Source organism: Methanolacinia paynteri, assembly GCF_000784355.1.
GTDB classification, from domain to species: Archaea; Halobacteriota; Methanomicrobia; order Methanomicrobiales; family Methanomicrobiaceae; genus Methanolacinia; species Methanolacinia paynteri.
The window spans coordinates 16,642-37,030 of the sequence record NZ_KN360928.1; the positions used below are offsets into that span (position 1 = coordinate 16,642).

23 protein-coding genes are annotated in these 20,389 nt (G+C 51.3%); 10 read left to right on the plus strand and 13 right to left on the minus strand.

Annotation, left to right across the window (positions count from 1 at the left end; translation table 11 throughout):
* From METPAY_RS03520 to METPAY_RS03535, 4 genes are all read left to right on the plus strand, one after another.
* Positions 1–552 (plus strand): flavodoxin family protein (locus tag METPAY_RS03520; protein ID WP_048149215.1); only part of this gene is annotated, 552 nt, incomplete at its 5' end.
* A gap of 13 nt (positions 553–565) precedes the next feature.
* A complete protein-coding gene (locus tag METPAY_RS03525; protein ID WP_048149217.1) occupies positions 566–1,678 on the plus strand; it encodes a radical SAM protein in 1,113 nt (370 codons plus the stop codon).
* Positions 1,679–1,688: 10 nt separating this feature from the next.
* Entirely contained in the window at positions 1,689–2,258 is a 570-nt protein-coding gene (locus tag METPAY_RS03530; RefSeq protein WP_048149218.1) for a GrpB family protein, read from the plus strand.
* Between the two features lie 57 nt (positions 2,259–2,315).
* Positions 2,316–2,732, plus strand: coding sequence for a pyridoxamine 5'-phosphate oxidase family protein (locus METPAY_RS03535; protein WP_048149220.1), 417 nt, complete (start codon positions 2,316–2,318; stop codon positions 2,730–2,732).
* Between the two features lie 18 nt (positions 2,733–2,750).
* Here the strand turns inward: METPAY_RS03535 and METPAY_RS03540 are convergent, their stop codons facing one another.
* The 3 genes from METPAY_RS03540 to METPAY_RS03550 form a co-directional block, all read right to left on the minus strand.
* Entirely contained in the window at positions 2,751–4,100 is a 1,350-nt protein-coding gene (locus METPAY_RS03540) for an APC family permease (RefSeq protein ID WP_084600675.1), read from the minus strand.
* Positions 4,097–5,428 carry a hypothetical protein gene (locus METPAY_RS03545; protein WP_157198984.1) on the minus strand — a complete coding sequence of 444 codons (1,332 nt, stop codon included), beginning with the start codon at positions 5,426–5,428 and terminating at the stop codon, positions 4,097–4,099. Before METPAY_RS03545 ends, METPAY_RS03540 begins: the two co-directional genes overlap by 4 nt.
* Positions 5,429–5,512: 84 nt before the next feature.
* Positions 5,513–5,875: a winged helix-turn-helix transcriptional regulator gene (locus METPAY_RS03550; protein WP_048149225.1), complete on the minus strand. Its 363-nt coding sequence runs from the start codon at positions 5,873–5,875 to the stop codon at positions 5,513–5,515.
* A gap of 170 nt (positions 5,876–6,045) precedes the next feature.
* On the opposite strand from METPAY_RS03550, the gene METPAY_RS03555 reads away from it, so the two are divergent.
* From METPAY_RS03555 to METPAY_RS03575, 5 genes are all read left to right on the plus strand, one after another.
* The gene (locus METPAY_RS03555) at positions 6,046–6,645 is read left to right on the plus strand and encodes a flavin reductase family protein (RefSeq protein WP_245611514.1); all 600 of its coding nucleotides are present in this window, start codon (positions 6,046–6,048) and stop codon (positions 6,643–6,645) included.
* Positions 6,646–6,681: 36 nt separating this feature from the next.
* Positions 6,682–7,500: a nitroreductase family protein gene (locus METPAY_RS03560; protein WP_048149879.1), complete on the plus strand. Its 819-nt coding sequence runs from the start codon at positions 6,682–6,684 to the stop codon at positions 7,498–7,500.
* Between the two features lie 10 nt (positions 7,501–7,510).
* Positions 7,511–8,176 carry a flavodoxin family protein gene (locus tag METPAY_RS03565; protein WP_048149227.1) on the plus strand — a complete coding sequence of 222 codons (666 nt, stop codon included), beginning with the start codon at positions 7,511–7,513 and terminating at the stop codon, positions 8,174–8,176.
* A gap of 118 nt (positions 8,177–8,294) precedes the next feature.
* On the plus strand, positions 8,295–9,173 hold the full coding sequence (locus tag METPAY_RS03570; protein ID WP_052418636.1) for a carotenoid biosynthesis protein: 879 nt from the start codon (positions 8,295–8,297) through the stop codon (positions 9,171–9,173).
* Between the two features lie 39 nt (positions 9,174–9,212).
* On the plus strand, positions 9,213–9,779 hold the full coding sequence (locus METPAY_RS03575) for a class I SAM-dependent methyltransferase (protein ID WP_048149229.1): 567 nt from the start codon (positions 9,213–9,215) through the stop codon (positions 9,777–9,779).
* A 39-nt stretch (positions 9,780–9,818) separates the two neighbouring features.
* On the opposite strand, the gene METPAY_RS03580 is transcribed toward METPAY_RS03575, so the two are convergent.
* Positions 9,819–11,183 (minus strand): PFL family protein, encoded by a 1,365-nt coding sequence (locus tag METPAY_RS03580; RefSeq protein ID WP_048149231.1) that lies wholly within the window; start codon positions 11,181–11,183, stop codon positions 9,819–9,821.
* An 8-nt stretch (positions 11,184–11,191) separates the two neighbouring features.
* On the minus strand, positions 11,192–11,464 hold the full coding sequence (locus METPAY_RS03585) for an ACT domain-containing protein (protein ID WP_048149234.1): 273 nt from the start codon (positions 11,462–11,464) through the stop codon (positions 11,192–11,194).
* A 110-nt stretch (positions 11,465–11,574) separates the two neighbouring features.
* Here METPAY_RS03585 and METPAY_RS03590 point away from each other — a divergent pair, with 110 nt between their 5' ends.
* Positions 11,575–12,231, plus strand: coding sequence for an alpha/beta fold hydrolase (locus METPAY_RS03590; protein ID WP_048149236.1), 657 nt, complete (start codon positions 11,575–11,577; stop codon positions 12,229–12,231).
* Here METPAY_RS03590 and METPAY_RS03595 read toward each other — a convergent pair.
* The 8 genes from METPAY_RS03595 to METPAY_RS03630 all read right to left on the minus strand — a co-directional run bounded on the left by METPAY_RS03595 (position 12,224) and on the right by METPAY_RS03630 (position 20,364).
* Positions 12,224–13,792 (minus strand): LolA family protein, encoded by a 1,569-nt coding sequence (locus METPAY_RS03595; protein ID WP_048149238.1) that lies wholly within the window; start codon positions 13,790–13,792, stop codon positions 12,224–12,226. The two genes, METPAY_RS03590 and METPAY_RS03595, sit on opposite strands and share 8 nt — an antisense overlap.
* On the minus strand, positions 13,789–14,568 hold the full coding sequence (locus METPAY_RS03600; protein ID WP_048149240.1) for a GNAT family N-acetyltransferase: 780 nt from the start codon (positions 14,566–14,568) through the stop codon (positions 13,789–13,791). The genes METPAY_RS03595 and METPAY_RS03600 overlap by 4 nt, the downstream gene beginning before the upstream one ends.
* Before the next feature lie 70 nt (positions 14,569–14,638).
* Entirely contained in the window at positions 14,639–14,953 is a 315-nt protein-coding gene (locus METPAY_RS03605; protein WP_048149242.1) for a TIGR04076 family protein, read from the minus strand.
* A gap of 253 nt (positions 14,954–15,206) precedes the next feature.
* Positions 15,207–16,163 (minus strand): hypothetical protein, encoded by a 957-nt coding sequence (locus METPAY_RS03610; protein ID WP_048149244.1) that lies wholly within the window; start codon positions 16,161–16,163, stop codon positions 15,207–15,209.
* A 4-nt stretch (positions 16,164–16,167) separates the two neighbouring features.
* Positions 16,168–17,049 carry a hypothetical protein gene (locus tag METPAY_RS03615; protein WP_211251512.1) on the minus strand — a complete coding sequence of 294 codons (882 nt, stop codon included), beginning with the start codon at positions 17,047–17,049 and terminating at the stop codon, positions 16,168–16,170.
* Between the two features lie 204 nt (positions 17,050–17,253).
* Positions 17,254–18,135 (minus strand): class I SAM-dependent methyltransferase, encoded by an 882-nt coding sequence (locus METPAY_RS03620; RefSeq protein WP_048149248.1) that lies wholly within the window; start codon positions 18,133–18,135, stop codon positions 17,254–17,256.
* A gap of 148 nt (positions 18,136–18,283) precedes the next feature.
* A complete protein-coding gene (locus METPAY_RS03625) occupies positions 18,284–18,754 on the minus strand; it encodes a GyrI-like domain-containing protein (RefSeq protein WP_048149884.1) in 471 nt (156 codons plus the stop codon).
* A gap of 128 nt (positions 18,755–18,882) precedes the next feature.
* Positions 18,883–20,364 carry a radical SAM/SPASM domain-containing protein gene (locus METPAY_RS03630; protein WP_048149250.1) on the minus strand — a complete coding sequence of 494 codons (1,482 nt, stop codon included), beginning with the start codon at positions 20,362–20,364 and terminating at the stop codon, positions 18,883–18,885.
* Positions 20,365–20,389: the final 25 nt, after the last annotated feature.

Below are 20,389 nucleotides of genomic sequence, written 5' to 3' on the forward strand. Positions count from 1 at the left end.
GGAGTTATCTTCGCCACGCCGGTCTACAGCGTGAACGTGACCGGCCGGATGAAGACCTTCATCGACAGGATAAGCTACAACGGCCACAGGCCACAGTTCTCCGGGAAGAAGGCTTTCTTCCTTGTGACGACCGGCATACTGGGCGCCGGCGAAGTCCTCGGTTACCTGGAAAAACTGGCGCATGCATGGGGGTTCGAACCGGCGGGAAAGGCCGGGCTCATCACCCCGAACGGTCCCGTGCCGCGTGATCGGGCAGAGAAGAATACCCGGCTGCTCGAAAAAGCCGCCGCCAAATACTCCGCCTCCCTGCTCGGGAAAAAACAAAAACGTCCCGGCCTTAGGGATGTGATCTATTTCTACTGCCTGAAGGGGACTTTTTCGGGACTGGAAAAGATATCGCCCGCCGACTACCGGTTCTGGAAGAACAGGGGCTGGCTCTCGCCCGGCACTCACTACTTCACGGATGTCCCGGTCAATCCGTTATACAGGGCCGCAGGGAAGTTCTTTGAGATATACAGCAAACGATCCAGTGATAAATACAATAACCGGTGACCCGTGGTGACTGATGAATACAATTGAAAATAATCCCCCGGCAGAACACGAGTACAGGGAATTCTTCGACGGCGTAATAGAGACTACACTGAAGAGTGCGCTGAAGATCGCCGCGTCAGACCCGAAGCTCGCAGTCGCCGGGGCGAAGATCCTCTACCACCAGAAGAAGGCCGCAAAGACCAGGCGGGGATACGAAAAAGAAGGAATAACGGTCCCCGCCGTCATGATGACCGCCCTTACATCGGGATGCAATCTCTCGTGCAGGGGGTGCTATATGCGTACACTCAGACGTGAGCCTGCGCCCGACATGACGAAAGAGCAGCTCTCGGGCCTTATCGCACAGGCGAAAGACCTGGGGGTCTCGGTCGTCGTTTTCGCAGGTGGAGAGCCCCTGATGAGACTTCCGGAGATCTCCGGTTATGCAAGAAAGTATCCTGAAATTCTCTTTCCCGTTTTCACGAACGGACTTCTGATCGATGAAAATATCGCAGACGAGATCGCAGCATGCAAAAACATCGTCCCGATGATGAGCTTTGAAGGCCCGGAGGAAGATACAGATCGCAGGCGGGGGCCGGGCACTTACGAAAAACTTGAGGCTGCATGCACAAGGCTCTCGGAAAGAAAGGTATTCTTCGGGTGCTCGGTCATGGTTACGAGCGGAAACATCGGGACGGTCACCGGCGATTCCTTCATCACCGGTATGATCGAAAAAGACATCCGGACCTTCGTGTTCGTCGAGTATGTCCCAATCGAAGAGGGGACTGAGGATCTCGTGCTGACCGAAGACCAAAGGTCGGAACTCCGGGAAAAGATCAGGGTCTTCTGCGACAGATACCCGGCACTCTTCATCGGGTTCCCCGGCGAGGAGGACGCATATGGTGGATGCCTTGCGGCAGGAAGAGGATTCGTCCACGTGAGCCCATCCGGAAAACTCGAACCCTGCCCCGCCGCCCCTTTCTCGGACGCGGACCTGACGAAGATTCCGTTAAAGGAGGCCCTCGGATCGGAGCTGCTCGAAAAGATCAGGCGGGAGCACAACCTGCTTGTCGAGACGAACGGGGGATGTGCACTCTGGGCGAACCGCGAATGGGTCGAGGGCCTGACGGAAAAAGGGGGACCTGACTAAAGGTAGGACCATGATAACGGATGAAGATGAGATAAAAAGACTCGGGAGGCTCTACCCGGTAATACTCTCGGAATACGACCCAGGATGGCCGGAGATCTACGCCGCGGAAAAAAAGCACATCGAAGATGCCCTCGGTGCCGAAAATATCGCGAGGATGTCGCACATAGGCAGCACTTCTATTACGGGCATGACAGCAAAGCCGACGATCGACATCCTGCTCGAAGTCCGGGACGAACTTGAAGACGACCGTATAATCGCCGCCCTGACAGGTCTCGGATACGGCTACGACCCGCAGCCGCAGAATCCCCCGCCCCATATGATGTTCATGAAGGGCTACGGGAGGGAAGGCTTCGAAGGGCAGGCATACCATGTCCACGTCAGGTACGAAGGCGACTGGGACGAACTGTATTTCAGGGAATACCTCTCCATGCACCCCGGAGCGGCGGAAGAGTACGCGGATTTGAAGTGCCGGCTCAAAGAGAGCTATGAATTCAACAGAGAGGCCTATACAAAAGGCAAGACCGAATTTATCAGGATTACAATGAAAAAGGCACGGGAAGAGATAAAAGAAATTCCGTGATAATTTCAGCCCCAACTTTTTTTATATATCGTGCATATGTTACACCTGTGAGAGATCATGGATATCGATACGTGCATTAAATTCGCAACCGAAAACCCGATCGCCTGGGTCGCGACCGACGACGAAGGCCAGCCCCGTGTAAGGCCGCTTGGGATGTGGTTCGCGGACAAGACCGGGTTCTACTTCCAGACGTGGACGATTAAGGACATCTACAAACAGATTGTAAAGAACCCGAAGATCGAGCTAGGGTTCATAGGCGAAGAGAACGGGAGAGTTCTCCGCGTTGCAGGCCGGGCCGAATGGATCGAGGATATCGAGCTCAAGAAGAAGTCGCTCGAAGACCGCCCGTTCCTCGCCGACATGGGCCTCACACCCGAGAGCCCCGAACTCGTCCTTTTCAGGATCGCAAAAGGTGAGGCGTACTTCTGGACGATGGAGACGAATCTCGACCCGAAGAAGAAGATATTCTTCTGAAACAGGAAACCTTCAAAATTAATTTTCATTTTTTTCCGTTCTGTACATCACCCGTGGCTCCTCCTCCCGGTCCTCGATACGGATCTCCCTGCCCCTGATGCGGCAGTACAACAGCTCGATACCAAGAGCGATGCCGAGCATGGCTGCCAGAACCAGAAGGTTCAGCGGTGCGGTAAGGATCGTATCATAGACCAGGAACCCGACCGCCGCAAGGCACAAAACCGTTCCGACAGCCGGGATTAAACGGTTAGATTTCGTCTCCTTCCACAACTTCACGTTCGCGTAATTCACGGCCGCAAAGATTAGCAGAAATCCGGCCGAGCCCATCGTCGAGATGTCCCGGAGGTCGAGGGTGTTCGCGATTACGAGCGTTATTCCGGCAGTCAGGAAAAGCCCTTCGAGATGGCGGTTCCAGATCTCCTTTTCAAGAAACCGGGGAAGCTCGCCCTGCTTCGCGATGATATAGCTCAGCCGGGCGGTCCCGTAGAATGTCGCGTTTATGGCCGATGCAGTGGAGAGAAGAGCCGCTATAGCGATCAGGACGAAGCCAAACTGCCCGAGGAAAGGAGTGGCCGCCTCCGCAAGGGCATAATCGCTCGCGGAAACTATCTGGTCGACGGGGAGATTTCCTATTGCCACTATCGCAATCAGGGTATAGAGGACTGCAACGAACCCGACCGAGATGTAAAATGCCTTCGGGAGCGTTCGTTCGGGCTCGCGGACATCCTGGGCGGTGTTCGCGATCAGCTCGAATCCCTCGTAGGCGACGAAGATGATGAACCCGCCGGATACGAGGGCGAGTGCCGGGGACCATGTCGAAGGAGAGAGCGACGCCGCATCGACCGAAAGGAGGCCGACTGCGATGAAGAGAACGAGGATCGCGAGTTTAATCGCCACGATCAGGTCCTCGGCCTTCCCGACTACATTCGCCTTCATTATGTTAAGCAGCATCAGGACCAGTACCACCACGGTGATCAGGACATGCTTCATCAGCGGCTGGAGATCGGCGGAAAAAAAAGTCGACCCGTAACTCCCGAACGCATACGCGTAGAGCGAGAGCATTATGATATAGCTGATCCAGATAAGAAGATTCATCGTGCCCGAGAAGAGGCCGTTGCCGTATCCACGGAGGATGAACTTTACCGTCCCCCCCGCACTCGGATAGGTGACCGAAAGCCGGGCATAGGAGTACGAGGTAACGATTGCAACCAGTCCCGCGATCAGGAATGCGACCGGTGTCCCGCCGCCTGCAAGCTGGACGGCGAGCCCCAGGACGGCGAAGATTCCACCGCCGACCATCCCTCCGATACCGATAGATACCGCCTCGGGGAGACCGATATCCTTTCTCTCGCCGGACATTATGCTCATAACCCGAAGTTCTCCTTCAATGCGAGGATCATACAGCCCCCTCCGGGAAGGGGCACTACTTTTTCCACCGAGCTTGCACTCACATCCGGAACCTTCGTCTCCCTGAGCAGGTTTCCGCCTGAATCATACAAAGACAGATCGATTATTCTGTCCCGATACCCGCCGGCCGATCCGCCGCTGCTTCCGGGAGATGTGCCGGCGATTAAATACTCGCCACCTGCTGTCCGGGCGAAGACGGTGCCGGTGCCGATTATACGGAGAGATGTCACCTCTCCTTTCCCGGCATCGAAATGCGCCTCAGCGAGCCTGTTGAGATAATGTCCGTCGTGGAGGGTCGTATTTATGTACATGATGTCGTATCCTCCGGGAGCATTGCAGATGACCGGTATTGTATAATACCCAATCCGGTCGAGGCGGTCCGAGCTTAGAGCCGTCCCGTTCCCGTCGAGAAGCAGTACCGCAGCATAACTTGTGGTGTTCACATTATGATCGCCGGTAGTCTCGTATCCTGCAACGAAGAAATTCCCTCCGTCTGGAGATTCGGCCACGGTCCATGCACTGGTCAGGTTTTCCGCACCGTAAGCCTTCTTCCAGGAGACACTCCCGTTTTCGCCCACCTTCACCACGGCTGCCTGCTTTATCGTATCTACCGGGACCGTGCACTCGGTCACCGTCATCGCATTGTCCCCGGACCCGATGACAGTCTCGTGACAGCCTGGGGTTGCGACAACTTCCCCGGGAAGGGGATCACGATACGTGACGTTGCCGTTCTCCCCGTATACAGGGACCGAACCGAACGGGATCCTGTCCTGCTGCAGCCCTGCCGCCGCAAATCCGCCGTCGGAGGTCGCGACGAGGGATCTTGCATCTTCGATTCCGGTAGCGGTCCTCCATAACAGCTCGCCGTCAGGCCCTGTCCGGAAGATGGCACCGTCACTGGTCAGTACGGCAAAACCGCCGTCATGGGTCTGAACAACGGAGTACCGGCTGTAGTACTGGCTTCCGTCTGAGCCGGGGAGTGTTTTGTCCCACAGGATCTCTCCCCCGGGAGAAAAACGAATCAGCCTTGAGATGTAGTCGCCGTAACGGCCGCTGGCGTTCTTTCCGGCAACGATACAGCCGCCGTCATATGTAATTGCAATATCGCCCGTATAATCGTCGAAACCGTAGTCGAGAGTCTCCGCCCAGTCCGTTTCGCCGTCCGGAGAGATCCTTACGACCACGATGTCGCGGTTGGCTACATAATTCCCGATGCATCCAGAAGAGAGGAGAAGAAGAATGATGAATGCGGCGGCAGGAAAAGGCAGAGAAAACCGTTGGGATTTCATATAACCCCCCGGGCCCACGAAGACATTCCGGAAACGGTCTTCGTTTTTTCCTGCATCATTAAGTAAAAGACGGCAGGATCATACTTATTGATTTGTTCCGCCTTCGGTGTCATCACAGCCGTTCCCGTTGCCCAGGTATATCGTGCCCCATTTGCATAAGGCCTGGAGGACAGGAATCAGGGTCATCCCGAATTCGGTGATCGAGTACTCGACCCGTGGCGGAACCTCAGGGTATACTGTCCGGAGAACTATCCCGTCTTCCTCCAGCTCTCGGAGCTGCTTCGTGAGCATCTTGGCGTTCACACCGGGAAGAGTCCTCTGGAGTTCGGAAAAACGCATAACGCCGTCGCCGAGTTTCCATAGTATAAGTGGTTTCCATTTGCCGCCGATTACGTCCAGTGACGCCTCCACCGAACAGTGGTATGTCTTTCCGTTCTTCCTGTACATGATTGTCCCTGTATTTCGGTTAGGTTTCAATATTGAAAGCTGCTTTCACAAAACGCTGTATGCAGTATTTATTCGACTGAGGCGTATTTTACCCTAATGGCTGTTGCAGCCGCTGCTTAAAAAATGCCTTCATACCTCGTGCGAACGGCATTTTAAGGATAATGCACACTATGGAAAAGAGAGGGATCCAGATGGAAAAAGAAATGAAAAAGGAAAAGATCAACAGCAATTTCTTCATCCCTATGCCTGTCGTACTCGTCGGGACACAGGTGAACGGGAAAGCGAACTTCATGACAGTCGGGTGGTGCACCCGTGTCAATGCCGCCCCGCCGATGATCGCCTGCGCAATCGGAAACAATCATTATACTCCCAAAGGGATCGCGGAGACGAAGACTTTCTCGGTCAACATCCCGTCGACGTCCATGATCGAAAAGACCGACTACTGCGGAATTGTGTCGGGTGCGAAGACGGACAAGTCGGGCGTCTTCGAAATATTCTACGGTGAACTTGAGACGGCTCCGATGATCTCCGAATGCCCGGTTTCGCTCGAATGCCGGCTGGTGCAGACAGTGCCGCTCGCAACAAACAGCATTTACATCGGCGAGATCGCCGGGGTATATGCAGACGGCCGTGTGATCAGAGATGGGAAAGCTGATTTCACCGAGATAGACCCGGTAATCCTGACCATGACGGACAACAGTTACTGGTCACTCGGGGATCACGTGGGCGATGCCTGGAGTGCGGGAAAAAAGTTAAAGAAGACGGACTAAACCGAATGTAAATACGAAAACAGGAGAATGAAAGATATGAGTACGATAATAGTCGATGAAGATCTCTGCACCAAATGCGGGATCTGTTCTGAAGCCTGCCCGATGAGCATTGTCAGTCCTGCGGGAGAGGAGACGCTCCCGGATGTCCCCGGTGAAATGGCGGACAGGTGCATTCAGTGCGGCCACTGCGAGGCGTTCTGCCCGACCGGAGCACTTGTACTGAACCTCCGCCCGGAGGAGAAGGAAGTCCTGCCGAAAGGAGCAGGCAATATTTCGGCGGACGAGATCGGGTTCTACCTTAAAAAACGGCGTTCGGCAAGGATGTATAAGGCCGATCCCGTACCCCGCGAAAAGATCGAAGAACTCCTGGACGTGGCAAGGTACGCACCGTCCGGCGGGAACGGCCAGCCTGTCGAATGGATTGTCGTCCATGACCCGGCGAGAGTGAAGAGAGTTGCGGACCTTGTCGTCGAATGGATGAAGAGCCTTGTCGCAGCCGGCCACCCGATGGGCGGATTCTTCTCGGGGCTTATAGGTGCATACGAAGGAGGCTTCGACGGCATCTGCCGCAACGCCCCGCACATGCTCTTCGCCCACGTCCCGGAGGACAACCCGATCGCACCGGTCGACGGGATAATCGCCCTGACTTACTTCGATGTCGCGGCACCGGCGGCAGGGGTGGGTACCTGCTGGGCCGGATTCGTCGCGATGGCCGCCGCCGAATACGAGCCGCTTCAAAAGGAGATCGGAATCCCGGCCGGAAGGAAATGCGCCTACGCGATGCTGTTCGGCTACCCGAAGTATAAGCCGCAGAACATCCCCCGCAGAAAACCTGCGAACGTCACTTGGATCTGAGGTCAGTCCGATGAAAGTCATTGCAGTCAACGGGAGCCCGAGGAAGAACTGGAACACGGCGACCCTTCTTAAAAACGCCCTCGAAGGCGCCGCTTCAACTGGTGCAAAGACCGAACTGGTTCACCTCTACGACCTCGATTACAAGGGTTGCACCAGTTGTTTCGCCTGCAAACTCATAGAAGGGCCGAGCTACGGGAAATGTTCCATAAAGGACGGACTCACGCCTCTGCTCGAAAAGATCGAACGGGCCGATGTATTAATCACCGGGTCGCCTATATATTTCGGCTTCGTCACCGGAGAGACGCGGTCTTTTCTCGAAAGGCTCTTTTTCCAGTATCTTGCATATATGAACCCAACGTCATCGCTCTTCGGCAGGGAGATGAAGACGGCGGCGATCTACACGATGAATGTTTCAGAACAGCAGGCTGAAAAAATGGGCTATAACTCCATCTTCTCGTATACAGAAGGCAACATGAAGATGCTGTTCGGGCATTCGGAGAGTCTGTGCTCGTACGAGACGTTGCAGTTCGAGGACTACGGCCGGGTGGTCTCGGGCCTCTTCGACCCGGAGGCCCGGAAGGAGAGGCACAGGACGGTCTTTCCCGAAGACTGCAAAAAGGCATACGAACTCGGGCGAAGGCTTGCAGAACCGGCCGGTACCGGCAACCGAATCTGAATCTCTCTTTTTTCCCCTGCCGATGCGATTTCAACCCGCGGTCAGGGCAGGAAAATATTTATATCAAAGAAACAGTCTGGAACTGTAAAGGCTGTAAAATTAATGGGGTGGCTTGAATATGGCAGAAACTGGTGTTGATAACAAATACTTTGTACCGGCAGGAGTAGCATTTCTGGTTCTTACCGTGATCCTCGTCACGATGAAGACCGTCACCGGCTTAACGATCTTCGGGCTTTCGAGCACGATCGTAATCGCGATCTTCGCATTCTGGCACGGTACCATCAGGTACGACTGGAAGAAGATGCTCTTCTTCTTCGTCGTGATATTCATCGTGAGCTGGATGTATGAGACGGTGAGCATCCTGACCGGGTTCCCGTTCGGGCATTACAACTATTCCACCGACTGGAGTCCCATGCTGGGACTCGTCCCGGTCATGATCATGCCCGCATATTTCGCAATGGGATATCTTTCCTGGACGATCGGATCGATACTGCTCGATAAGAGAGATTCGTCCGTTGCCGGCTGCGAGATTATACTTCTGCCCGTGATATCTTCATTCGTGATGGTTATGTGGGATATCTGCATGGACCCGATCAACTCCACGATCGACAGGTTATGGATATGGCACAACGGCGGCGTCTATCTCGGGGTTCCGTTCGTAAACTTCCTAGGATGGTTCCTGTGCGTGTTCACTTTTTACATGATATTCGTCTTCTTCCTGAGATATACGGACAAAGGAAAGAATCCGGGCGCTCCAATTTCACTGAAGGCGTTCTGGATTCTGCCGGTGCTCCTCTATGCTTCAAGGACGATCGAGTTCTTCGGGGACTTTGCACTCGGGTCCAATTACGAAGTCACTGCCGGAAACGGGCATGTATACTGGACGGGGGATATCTACGGAACTCTCGCACTAATGGCGATTTTCACGATGATCTTCGTAGCATTCTACGCGATTGCGAGAGTTTACCTGAATAAAAAGGAATACTCCACTCCCTGATTTTTAAACCTTTAACTGTACATAATTTACCTGACAGATATGAAAAAAGAGAGTGAAGAGAGTAAAACGAATGGCAATAATAAGGCCCTGGAGCTGAGAAAAAAAGTCCTCGATCTTGCCGGGCCGAATGGCAAAAGCATACTGGATATCGGGGCGGGGCCTCTTGCGATATTCGCCGTAAAGAAGTACGACTGCACGGTCACGTCCGTCGATATCGACAGGGAGAAGATCGAGACATGGAGAGAAAAGGCGGAGGTGGAGGGTGTATCCGACAGGATCACATTTAAAGAGGAGGATGTCACGGCTCTTTCTTTTTCCGATGACGAGTTTGACATGTCACTCTGCTTCGGCTCCCTCCATCACATTGCCCCGGGCGACAGAAGGAAGGCGGTCCTGGAGATCTCGCGTGTAGCCAGCAGGCGGATCGTGATCTCCGATTTCACCACCGAAGGGCTGCCGGAGATTCACCCGGGGGGAGAGTTCGAACCCGTGAACTTCGACCACCTGAAGGAGATCCTTGAAAGCAAAGGGTCCCTTGAAATAATCCCGCTGGAAAAGATGATGGTTTATATCGTTGAAAAAAGGAAAGGGCCGGAAGGGAAATAGACCGGGGCCAGGCTCCGGCTTATCACGATTTTTATTTTTTTAATTCCTGAAGCTGTGGATGGGTGCGGGGATGCGTCCGCCGCGGTTGATGAAATCTTCGCAGCCGAACTTGTTCACTTTCTGGACCGGGGCATGGCCGAGGAGCCCACCGAACTCCACGGTGTCTCCGACGTCCTTTCCGATAACAGGAACGAGGCGGACGGCGGTCGTCTTCTGGTTGATCATTCCTATCGCTGCCTCGTCTGCGATTATCCCGGATATAGTCGTGGCGGGTGTGTCCCCCGGTATTGCGATCATGTCGAGACCTACGGAGCATACGCAGGTCATGGCTTCGAGTTTTTCGATGGTGAGTGCACCGCGGTTTACGGCATCGATCATCCCCTGATCCTCGCTTATGGGGATGAATGCACCGGAAAGACCTCCGACGAACGAACTTGCCATAACCCCGCCCTTCTTCACCTGGTCGTTTAGGAGAGCAAGGGCGGCGGTGGTTCCCGGTGCACCGACAGACTCAAGGCCCATCTCTTCGAGAATCTCGGCGACGCTGTCTCCTACCGCAGGGGTGGGTGCAAGGGAGAGGTCGACGATCCCGAACGGAACGCCGAGCCTGGCGGACGCCTCCTGTGCGACGAGCTGGCCGACGCGGGTGACCTTGAATGCGGTCTTCTTGACGGTCTCGCAGAGGACCTCGAAGTTTTCTCCCCGGATTCCTTCGAGTGCATGCTTGACGACGCCCGGACCGCTTACGCCGACGTTGATTACCGCGTCGGCCTCCGATACCCCGTGGAAGGCCCCGGCCATGAACGGGTTGTCGTCGGGTGCGTTGCAGAAGACGACGAGTTTCGCACACCCGAGGGAGTTGTCGCCCTTCGTCGCTTCGGCCGTCTCCCTGACGATCTCTCCCATGAGTTTTACGGCGTCCATGTTGATCCCGGTCTTCGTGGAACCGATGTTTACCGAACTGCATACCCTTTCGGTGGAGGAGAGTGCGGCGGGAATGGAGCGGATGAGTTTTTCGTCGGTGGGGGTCATTCCCTTCGAGACGATGGCGGAGTATCCGCCGAGGAAGTTGACGCCGGTATCCGCCGCTGCCTTGTCGAGCGTCTTTGCAACAGATACGAAATCCTCCGTGGATTTGCATGCCTGCCCTGCGACGAGTGCGATGGGGGTTACGGAGATCCTCTTGTTTACGATCGGAATCCCGTATTCGAGCTCGATCTCCCTTCCGACGGGGACGAGGTTCTTTGCGATCCGGGTGATCTTGTCGTATATCTTCCGGTTCAGGGCATCAAGATCCGAATCGACACAGTCGAGAAGGCTGATGCCGAGGGTGATCGTCCTGACGTCAAGCTTCTCCTGCTCGATCATCTTGTTCGTCTCGTTTACCTCGAAGATGTTTATCATGGAAAACCTCAGATGCGGTGCATCTTCGTAAAGATATCCTCGTGCTGGCAGCGGATTTTGACGCCGATCTCGTCGCCGAGATTTTCGAGTTCGGCGACCATCTCCTGGTACGGTTTCGACGACCCGCCGGTGTCGACGATCATCATCATATTGAAGTAGCCCTGCACTATAGTCTGGGATATGTCCTCGACATTTACGTTGTTTTCGGCGAGGTAGGTGCAGACTTTCGCGATTATTCCGACCGTGTCCTTCCCGACGACGGTTATGATTGTCTTCTTCATGCTCTCCCTTCTCCTGTATTATTGGCCCTCTTCAGGCATTAATCCGATGAAGAGGGAAACAATATTTATGTATCGTAATATCACTTCTCAGTCAGGAGGATATTACTGGCATGGCTGACTTCGTTTTTGTGCACGGCGGGAACATGGATACGGCGACGTGGAACGGGTTGACAGTAGGAGAAGAGGTCTTCACGGAGGACGGGAAGATGGGCGGACAGATCTGGGACGGGACTGTTTCATTTCTCCGGGACCTGGGCCACCGGGCCTTTGCCCCTACTCTCGCCGGGGAATATTCCTGTAATCTTTCGGGTCATATCCAGGAGATCTGTGTGTTGATCGCAGAAAACAACCTTCATGATGTTATTCTCGTCGGCCACTCCTACGGCGGGATGGTAATTACGGGAGTGGCGGCACGGATACCGGAGAAGATCGGGCGGCTGGTATATGTCGATGCGGCTCTTCCCGGTCCGGGCCAGTCGTTATATGATCTGATCGAATCGGCGGGGATCGATACGGGGTCGTTCACGGGTCTCGAACCCGCTCCTCCTTACGTTGAAAAATTGTTCTTCGATCCGTCTAAGATCCGGGCGATCCCGAAGACGTACATCCTCTGCACGAAGAGCGATTTTGTCTCGGTTACAGGTGTCGCCCGGAAAAAGATCGAGGCGGACCCGGAGGGGTGGGAATATTATGAGCTCCCTGCTTCCCACGTTCCTATGGCAGATTTGCCGGGGAAGTTTTACGGGCTGATCGCGGATCTTATTTAGTCACCCGGAGAGTGAACGGGGCAAAATCGAATCCACCCATCGGCGTTCTCAGTTGTGCACTGAAACAGTAATCACCGGGTTCGACCGAAGGGTCGACCGAAAACGACATGTCGACATAATAATTCGCAAAACCTCTCGCGAGGAACCGGTTGGGATTCACGGATGCCCGGATTCCTTCCGGCCACGGCGGCCATTCGTCGTCCCCGCGTGGCATGTGATCCATTTCACATGACATTGTCGTCAGGTTCACGGTGACAATTCCGGTGTCGAGTTCCCTTGTGCCTATATAGAATTGTGCATGCCCCGATCCGCCCCGCGGGACTACAAGCAGTCTCTCGCAGTAACCGCCGGTGCTCTGGTAGAAATGATACAGTCCCGCTCCACTCATGGGCGTTCCGTCGTTAACCGCGACTCTCACCCAGTCGTCCGTGATCGCACTCGGGGCCCCTTCGACATCGGCATGAATGTACAGCCACAGGTTGTCAGGGATCTCCGATTCAGGGAGGAGGCGGGCGGTTACCACGGACGTATATTCCTCCCCGGGTTCGGCCGTGAATTCACGGGGCTCTATTGTTACGGATAAGTTCTCCGGCATGGGAAGGGGTTTTGTATCGTAGAGGAAGGCTACGCGGTATATATTGTAACTGACGTTTCCGTGGCTCATATTCCGGGAGTAGAAGGTGTAGTTGACCGAGGCAGACGGGGCTGGATCGGGGACGAATTTGTAGTCTGCACCTTCATAACTGTAAGTTGATACCAGGAATCTCCTGCCGTTGAACCCGCCGACCGGGGAGTTCATCAGGGCCTCCGTGCAGTTCCTGCATCCGGGCATGAGGGCGGGGTCGACCGTCTCAAGGTCTATTCCCTCAGGCAGGGTATTCCAGCCCGTACTGTCGCACTGCGGATTCGATCCGGGCGGGGGATCGAATGAGAACCAGCTCTCCGGGATGCCGGTGTTTGTTTCGATGTGTTCGTAACGTATGGTGTGGATCACGGTATCCGACGGGTAGAAGGTGGTGATATTCCATGCAAGGCCGGATTTTGGATCGATCCAGGCCTGTATCTTCGAACTTGCGTATGTGGTGTACTTTTTCGACCACGGTTCGGTTATTACTTCGATCCCGTAGAGCGTCCGGCCGTCTTCCTTCATTGTTCCGGTGACGGAAAAATCGCCGTCCCTGACGATCTCCCGGACCATCGCCTGATAATCGTTTTGCGGGAGATCCCTGATCTCCGGCTGGACTATGTATACATTTTCCCCTGCATCGTAGCTTACAGCGGTTGTCAGGTTCATGCAGAGGAAGGAGCCGGGAGCGACATAGGTTTTGTTTAGATATTCAAGGCGGTATTCGGCGGGAGATTTCCAGTCGAAGATGACCTGCCCGTCGGAGTCCGAAGAATATTTTGAGGTGTAGTCGCGGATGTTGTCCGCTTTTTCCAGGAACCTTGATCCGAGTTCCGAGGCTGTAAGGTTCTCCGCGGGAGTGTCGGTGCAGCCTGAAGCGGAAGAAAAGGAAATAAAAAGAACGGCAATGGTCAGGATAAACAGGATGTTTTTCATTTCATCATCTTATCCATGATATTTTCAAACCGGCCATTGCTGATCGGGTGATGGCTGATTACCTCCCCGTTGTACATAATGCAGAATGTCCCGAAGGGACACGGTGAGTTCTGAACTGATTCCGCACTCTCCATCTCGATCAGGCGGGGAGTCAGGCCGTACTTTTTTTCGGCGGACTCCATGATGGCTGCGACGTTCTTCTCTGAATACGGGCATTGTGCCGAGCGGAATATCACTAGACCTTCGGGATACTTCTCACGGTTCTTCTCCATTTCCGGCCTGAACCTAGGGTCGGCAGCGTCCGGGTCGAATTTGAGTGCGAGCAGTTCGAAATCAGGTTCGGCTGAATCCACCGGGACAAAACCCTTTTTGACGAAGATATCCTTTTTGGCCATGAACGAACCTTTCCTCGTGACGACGGCAACACCTTTCATCCCGGCCGCTTTCGCCTCCTCGATACAGGCGTCGATGAGTAGGGAGGCATATCCCTTTCCCTTGAACTCCTTTTTGAACCCGACGAAGATGCAATGGATGAACATGTATCCGTCCGCATCGACGGGGCGGTGGGCATACCGGCCGGGGATGTATTCGAGCATCCCCTGATATCCTCCTTCTTCCGAAACGAGCGCCTTTATCCTCAGGCCGAGCGGGTAATACCTAGTGAACCAGTCGATCTTTCTCCTCAGTTCGACGTGTTTTTTTATGTCCTTGTAACCGCACACCCCGTATTCTGCGATATTTTCGGGAGTGAGATCGATGACTGAGATGTCTTGCATACGGATCACCACCTTGAAATTTTTAATGCTGCTGTTAGTCCGATCATTTTATCCTCCGGCTTTCTCCGTTTTATTCATCAAACAGCTCGATCCGAAAAACGACGGGCCTGATACCGTCCGAGCAGCAGGCGATTATAGTGCGGTCGTCTTTCATCCAGCCTTCGAATAATCCATGCGAAAAGTTACCTCCTGCAAAAAGGACTGCGACAAACGGATGAATGTCCCGCCACGCCCAGTCGCAGAATCCGGGAGGTTTTTCAAGACCGCAAACGAACTCATCCCCCTCCTGAAAACATGGGCAGGGACCGACCTCGTCCTGACAATATTCGGCGGCCAGATCGGGGTTGAACATTTTTTTGACTACGGTGATCCTGCACTGCTGCATCGGTCTTCCTCTTCGAAATTTTCGAATCTGCTCATACAATTACGGTATAATCAAAGCAAATTTATAATATTATCTGGGTCAGTAAGTCTCGATTTTACTTTAAGCTGAAGTAGAACAGAACCTGAATTGGAAACTGATCCATCTGATAAAACTAAAATTAGTGATAGACATCTAAAAATCATAGAAAGGAACAGATCACTGGTTCATATAGAACAAAAAAGATTGAACTAGATATTAGAAGAAGGGTTTGATTTTAAATTTTATGTATTCCTCCTTCATTTACATAAAAATGAATGCTTCTCATACACGTAATCATTAACAATATAATTTCGGCAGCGGAATCCTTTTCAATAATCCAATGATCTAATGACAATTTATGAACCTTATGAATAGCTGGGTTTCTGAAAGTTCCTATAAAACTGCACATTTTTTGATGTTCGGTGAGAATTACTTTAATCTTCTTTGATCCAAGTCTCTGTCCAATTTCATCTATACCATTAGCATCTGTTAAATCAATCCCTTTTTGATTACCGACTCTTCTAAGATATGATTCAAAGGCACCAGCGGCATCATCAATCGCATTTGAGGGATTATTAGATATTTTTATTAAAGAATCACAAAGTAATTTTCTTTCAGGATCAATGATGTTAGCATAACAATTTTGTCCTAATTTATCGGAAAGGAAAATTTCAGCTGATATTTGATCATTGATAGTGTTGATTACTTTATTTATATTAGAATATTGGGTTTTTGAGGACGGAACTATTTTTAAAATCTCTTCTTTATTTAGACCACTAATACCAATATATTTACAAAAATTATTCATTGTTTTTATAATTATTCGAGGATTTGCATCTATATCAAAGACTACTTTTGTTTTTCTTACAGCTTCTTCAGGATTTTCATCATTTAGAATATAATCACAAATTAGGATAAACGGTTTATAATGGAAAAGAGCCTCTTTAAAAATTACAGTATAATCTCCATTTAGATGTTTTATCAATGAAGAACAATTAGGGGATAATTTAATTAATCCATTTTCAGTTAAAAAAAAATTTAGTTGGTTACCCATGACAATTACTCTTCTTATAGATTCTTTACCAACTTTAAGATAGTTACAAAGATATCCTATATCACCCTCTTTTTTTGAGAGGGCTTCGATACATTGAACAATTGCCTTTGCAGATATTTCCGGAATTGCGTACTTCATTTGATTAGGGATTATTTATTTTCTCTTTTAACTTTAAAATATTCTCAGAGATCTTATCTATATCGCTATTTTCATCGATTGTGACATTTAGATTTATATTAATTTCACCTGAAATAAAAGATTGACCTTTATTAATTGTAGAAGGTAAAAAATCATTTTTATGAATTGGGTTACTACTCTCATTTCTAGGAGAATCTATTTTTTTTTCTAAACTTTCCTTTTGGGCATTCTCTTCTAATGATCTTTTCTCTTTTTCAGGACTCTTTACATCAAGAGAAGGATTTTCTGAGTTTATAGATTCTTTAGGATTGATTAAAAGATGATAATTATTTGTATTCTCATTTACTCCAATTATTTTACCATATTCTAAAAATTTTATAAGATTATTTATTTGAGATTGATTGGATTGATCAGCTTGAGCACATTTTCCAATACTTCGAACTAAGTCATCTTTACTAATTTCTGGGGTCATTTGAAAAATTTGAATTGCATGTTTTCCAAACCAAGTATTGAGCAATATTTTACCAAATGCAATTTCCGCTTCCGGTTGATCCCACTCTAATATATTAAAATAATCCACAACCTCAGATATTGGTTTATATTTACCTCTTTCACTTTCTTCAGTGAGACCAATTTGGTTAAAAAAGCTCAAAACACCACTAACACTGACTTCATGTAATTGAGCAAAGGGAGCAATGTCCGCATATGATACAAAATTATTCCCTTTATTACTACCAATATTTAATGCTTTTAAAACAACTAAATGATTTTCAAACGAGGACTTCCGAAATGGAATTGGATACTTCAATATTTGTTTAGGACTTCTTTTTCGACCTTTCTTTTCTTCTTTAGGAGATTCAGTTAGGGAAGTATCTTCATCCATCATGATCACTATGATATTAAAATAATTCTCAAGAGATAATAAAAATACCGGGGTACAATTTTTCATTGATCCCAACCGAAAAATCTAATAATAGTGATTTTTATCCCGTTTAATCTCTAAGATCCATTTGTACTCAAAAATACCGAACTAAGAACTGTTTTGTGATAGTCGCCGCTCGTCCCTCTATTCGACCTGAAGGAAAAAAAATCAGATTTCACATTCCCTATGATAGTTGGATAACGGTAGCCGCCCTTCCACAATAACAGTCCACCCGTCCTCGACACACAAGAAAAACGCATTTCCTCCCGTCCTGTCCTTTTCGATAAAGTGCATGGAATGAAGATCGATCCTCGTGCACCCTGCATCTTTGAGCGTCTCCTCGATCTCTTCGGGGGTGTAAGTGACCGTCCCGTCCGGGTTGCAGTCGTGGTTGATGACACGCCAGATCCCTTTCGGGAACTTCCGGCGATCTTCGTTCACCAGACGGCAGGGAAGCATGAAATCGAAGATCACGGTGTTCCTGTGATCAGGGGAGGAAAAGAGGCCGATGACACCCGAAAGGAGCGACGGGGGAATATAATACGAGATCCCTTCCGGGATTATCACCGTAGGGAGAGCAGGATCGTACATTCCCGTTTCCCTTACCGCTTCGATTACTCCGGGAAGATCGAACAGATCGGCGGTGACGCAGCTAATTTTTCCGGCGAACTCCGGTGAGGCTTTTTCATACAGCCGCTTCTTCTCTTCCATCCCGGAAATATCGATCTCGATGACCGACCTGATCCTGTCGTTATGATCGTCGAGGAGTTCGAGGGCGAGCGGGGACTTTCCTGCCGCAGGAAGGATCACCTGGCAGGGACCGTCCGCACCCCTGATAAACTCCCCGGCGAGGCGGTGGATCATCCATTTCCTGTTCAGGGTCACCTGGTTGTACCACGGGCATGCCACATCGCATTCCGCCTTCATCTTTTCCCCGGCAGAAAGATCGAGGATGGAGTAGAAACGGCCCGGACTACCCGTGCCGTACATCTCGCGGGCCCAGATCATCACGAGAGCCGCTGTCGGTTCGATCTTCGTATGGTCTTCCATTATAAGCTGATAAAGGTAGAATTACGAATTCATTTAATCTTTTCATCCGGAACACGGAAATTCAGGCCGTCAAACTCCAAAAAGAGTTAAGCACTGCTGAAAACAGTACTTCAACGCCTGAAGATTATTCGCCTGTGCCGGGAAAGAATCAGTCTACCGGCACCAGGATCTCGGTAATGATATCTTCAGGTTCGACAACACGCGGGTCGTTCGGGTAAATTTCACGGATCGGCCCTGTTATCCGGAGATTTCTCTCTGCAATCCAGGCAAAGATTTTCAGGTAGGTTGATTCGCACAACTCATACGGCCCGCGGTGGACACCCTTTACCATCTTTCCGCCAGGAAGCTCATATACCTCGATCTCTCCGTTTCCCTTCACTTCGCCTGATACAGGCCATACAACCTCAACAAACGCCGTCCCTTTCTCGTTTGCCTCCATAACAGCCTCGGGAGAAGTCTCGTGACAGATGAAGGCCGGCATTCCGACAGGTACAATCCCGTTTTCGTCCAGGTAGCTGTATACTTTCATCAGGAGTTCGGGAATCAGGGTATATGAACCGGTCTTCTTTATTCCTGCAACAAGCTGCGGCCCAACTTCAACAATGCCGATCTCTTCCATATTTTTTAAGAGTTCGGGCCCGCCAATATAATTTTGCATATGCGACGGAATGAATAGCCCTTCCGGAAATTTTCATTTGTAAAATAAAATGTTTGAAAGACATTAAGAAAATTATGAACTAATTCGTCCTACCTTCCGGCTACAACCAGCAGCTCGGGAACGACCTCCTCTTTTTCCGCAGCGGATGAGGATTTTTGTGCCACAATCTCATCCCACAATGCGGCATTCCGTATGCAGCCGGGGTCCGGTTTAGTTACGTCGTGGAAGTACGCCCATGCCCGTGCCCTGCACCCGCCGCAGATATATTTGCTTGAGCATGTGCCGCAGTTTCCGGTCAGGAGATCGCGATCTCTCAAAGTCTTAAGAAATTCCGCATTCTGCCAGATCGTCAGGAAATCCTGCTCCCTGATGTTCCCGACAGTGACAGGCATGAATACGCAGGGCTGGATATCACCCTGCGGCTCGACACTGCAATACAGCCGGCCGGCCCCGCAGCCGCCTATGAAATCGGCGAGCATCCGGGTCTTTCCTTTCATCCCGGCGCCAAGATGGAAGTGTCCTACGGGAATACCCGAATCTTCATTCTCCTCGACAGCGACACGGGCGAACTGCGGGGCGGTCGAGAGCACCTCGGGCATCACTCCCGGCATATTCATCGCAAGAATCCGTTTGAGAAAATCCTCTCTCACGCAGGGGTGGATGTCCTTCTCGGCCATTTCGATTCCCCGGCCGGTCGGAATGAAATTGAAGCAGATCATCCGCATCGCACCGATATCCTGTGCAAACCGGTAGATCTCCGGAACCTGTTCGTAGTTGTCCTGCGTTACGGTAGTCGCAATGCATGTATAGATCCCTTCCGCGACGCAGCTCCGGATGCCCGCAACACTTCGATCGAAGGCACCATCGATTCCCCGCACCGCATCATGATGCCTGGCATCCTTCCCGTCTATCGAAATTTCGACATATTCCACCCCGGACTCCCTGAGCCGGGCAGCAATTTCAGGCGTGATCATCGTCCCGTTGCTGGCAAGTGCGACATACATCCCTTCCTCGTGGGCGTAGGAGGCGATATCGAAGAAGTCCTTCCTCATCAGCGGTTCACCGCCGGAGAACGCGATAACGACGACACCGGCGGCGGCAAGATCGCGGATCAGCTTCTTTGCCTCATCCGTATCCAGTTCATCGGGCAGGGCCTTCTGTGCATCCTGGTAGCAGTGTTTGCACTTCAGGTTGCACATGTGAGTGAAATCCCAGACCACGAGAAAAGGGGCGTTGGTTATCTGCGGCCTGGAAATCCCGTAACGTGCAATACCATTCAGGACGTTCATTAGTCCGCGTTTGAATATCGGCTCCTCCAGCCCCTTCCGGATATAATCTTCATTTACATCGAACAGGCCGCTGCTTTTTTTCAGCGTATAGCCTACTATACTGCCGGCGAACCTGCATTTCCAGCAGAGTTTCTGCTCTTTTCCGAGATACTGGTCGATTGCATTCGACAATCTGTTTCCGCATTTGTCGTCGGTTACAACAAACCTGAGAAAGGCACGCGAGACCGGATTTCCAATCCATCGCTCGACTGCCGTTATGGCCAGAGTAATGTCATCAGGCATCGGTAAACCCCTTTGAATTCCTCGG

Coding starts and splice junctions, on each gene's coding strand:
- METPAY_RS03560 (WP_048149879.1), top strand. CDS start 6,682: ATGAGTACGATAATAGTCGATGAAGATCTCTGCACCAAATGCGGGATC.
- METPAY_RS03535 (WP_048149220.1), top strand. CDS start 2,316: ATGGATATCGATACGTGCATTAAATTCGCAACCGAAAACCCGATCGCC.
- METPAY_RS03610 (WP_048149244.1), bottom strand. CDS start 16,163: ATGAAGTACGCAATTCCGGAAATATCTGCAAAGGCAATTGTTCAATGT.
- METPAY_RS03550 (WP_048149225.1), bottom strand. CDS start 5,875: ATGTACAGGAAGAACGGAAAGACATACCACTGTTCGGTGGAGGCGTCA.
- METPAY_RS03590 (WP_048149236.1), top strand. CDS start 11,575: ATGGCTGACTTCGTTTTTGTGCACGGCGGGAACATGGATACGGCGACG.
- METPAY_RS03540 (WP_084600675.1), bottom strand. CDS start 4,100: ATGAGCATAATGTCCGGCGAGAGAAAGGATATCGGTCTCCCCGAGGCG.
- METPAY_RS03575 (WP_048149229.1), top strand. CDS start 9,213: ATGAAAAAAGAGAGTGAAGAGAGTAAAACGAATGGCAATAATAAGGCC.
- METPAY_RS03605 (WP_048149242.1), bottom strand. CDS start 14,953: ATGCAGCAGTGCAGGATCACCGTAGTCAAAAAAATGTTCAACCCCGAT.
- METPAY_RS03615 (WP_211251512.1), bottom strand. CDS start 17,049: ATGATGGATGAAGATACTTCCCTAACTGAATCTCCTAAAGAAGAAAAG.
- METPAY_RS03545 (WP_157198984.1), bottom strand. CDS start 5,428: ATGAAATCCCAACGGTTTTCTCTGCCTTTTCCTGCCGCCGCATTCATC.
- METPAY_RS03570 (WP_052418636.1), top strand. CDS start 8,295: ATGGCAGAAACTGGTGTTGATAACAAATACTTTGTACCGGCAGGAGTA.
- METPAY_RS03620 (WP_048149248.1), bottom strand. CDS start 18,135: ATGGAAGACCATACGAAGATCGAACCGACAGCGGCTCTCGTGATGATC.
- METPAY_RS03580 (WP_048149231.1), bottom strand. CDS start 11,183: ATGATAAACATCTTCGAGGTAAACGAGACGAACAAGATGATCGAGCAG.
- METPAY_RS03600 (WP_048149240.1), bottom strand. CDS start 14,568: ATGCAAGACATCTCAGTCATCGATCTCACTCCCGAAAATATCGCAGAA.
- METPAY_RS03525 (WP_048149217.1), top strand. CDS start 566: ATGAATACAATTGAAAATAATCCCCCGGCAGAACACGAGTACAGGGAA.
- METPAY_RS03530 (WP_048149218.1), top strand. CDS start 1,689: ATGATAACGGATGAAGATGAGATAAAAAGACTCGGGAGGCTCTACCCG.
- METPAY_RS03595 (WP_048149238.1), bottom strand. CDS start 13,792: ATGAAAAACATCCTGTTTATCCTGACCATTGCCGTTCTTTTTATTTCC.
- METPAY_RS03625 (WP_048149884.1), bottom strand. CDS start 18,754: ATGGAAGAGATCGGCATTGTTGAAGTTGGGCCGCAGCTTGTTGCAGGA.
- METPAY_RS03585 (WP_048149234.1), bottom strand. CDS start 11,464: ATGAAGAAGACAATCATAACCGTCGTCGGGAAGGACACGGTCGGAATA.
- METPAY_RS03555 (WP_245611514.1), top strand. CDS start 6,046: ATGGAAAAGAGAGGGATCCAGATGGAAAAAGAAATGAAAAAGGAAAAG.
- METPAY_RS03565 (WP_048149227.1), top strand. CDS start 7,511: ATGAAAGTCATTGCAGTCAACGGGAGCCCGAGGAAGAACTGGAACACG.
- METPAY_RS03630 (WP_048149250.1), bottom strand. CDS start 20,364: ATGCCTGATGACATTACTCTGGCCATAACGGCAGTCGAGCGATGGATT.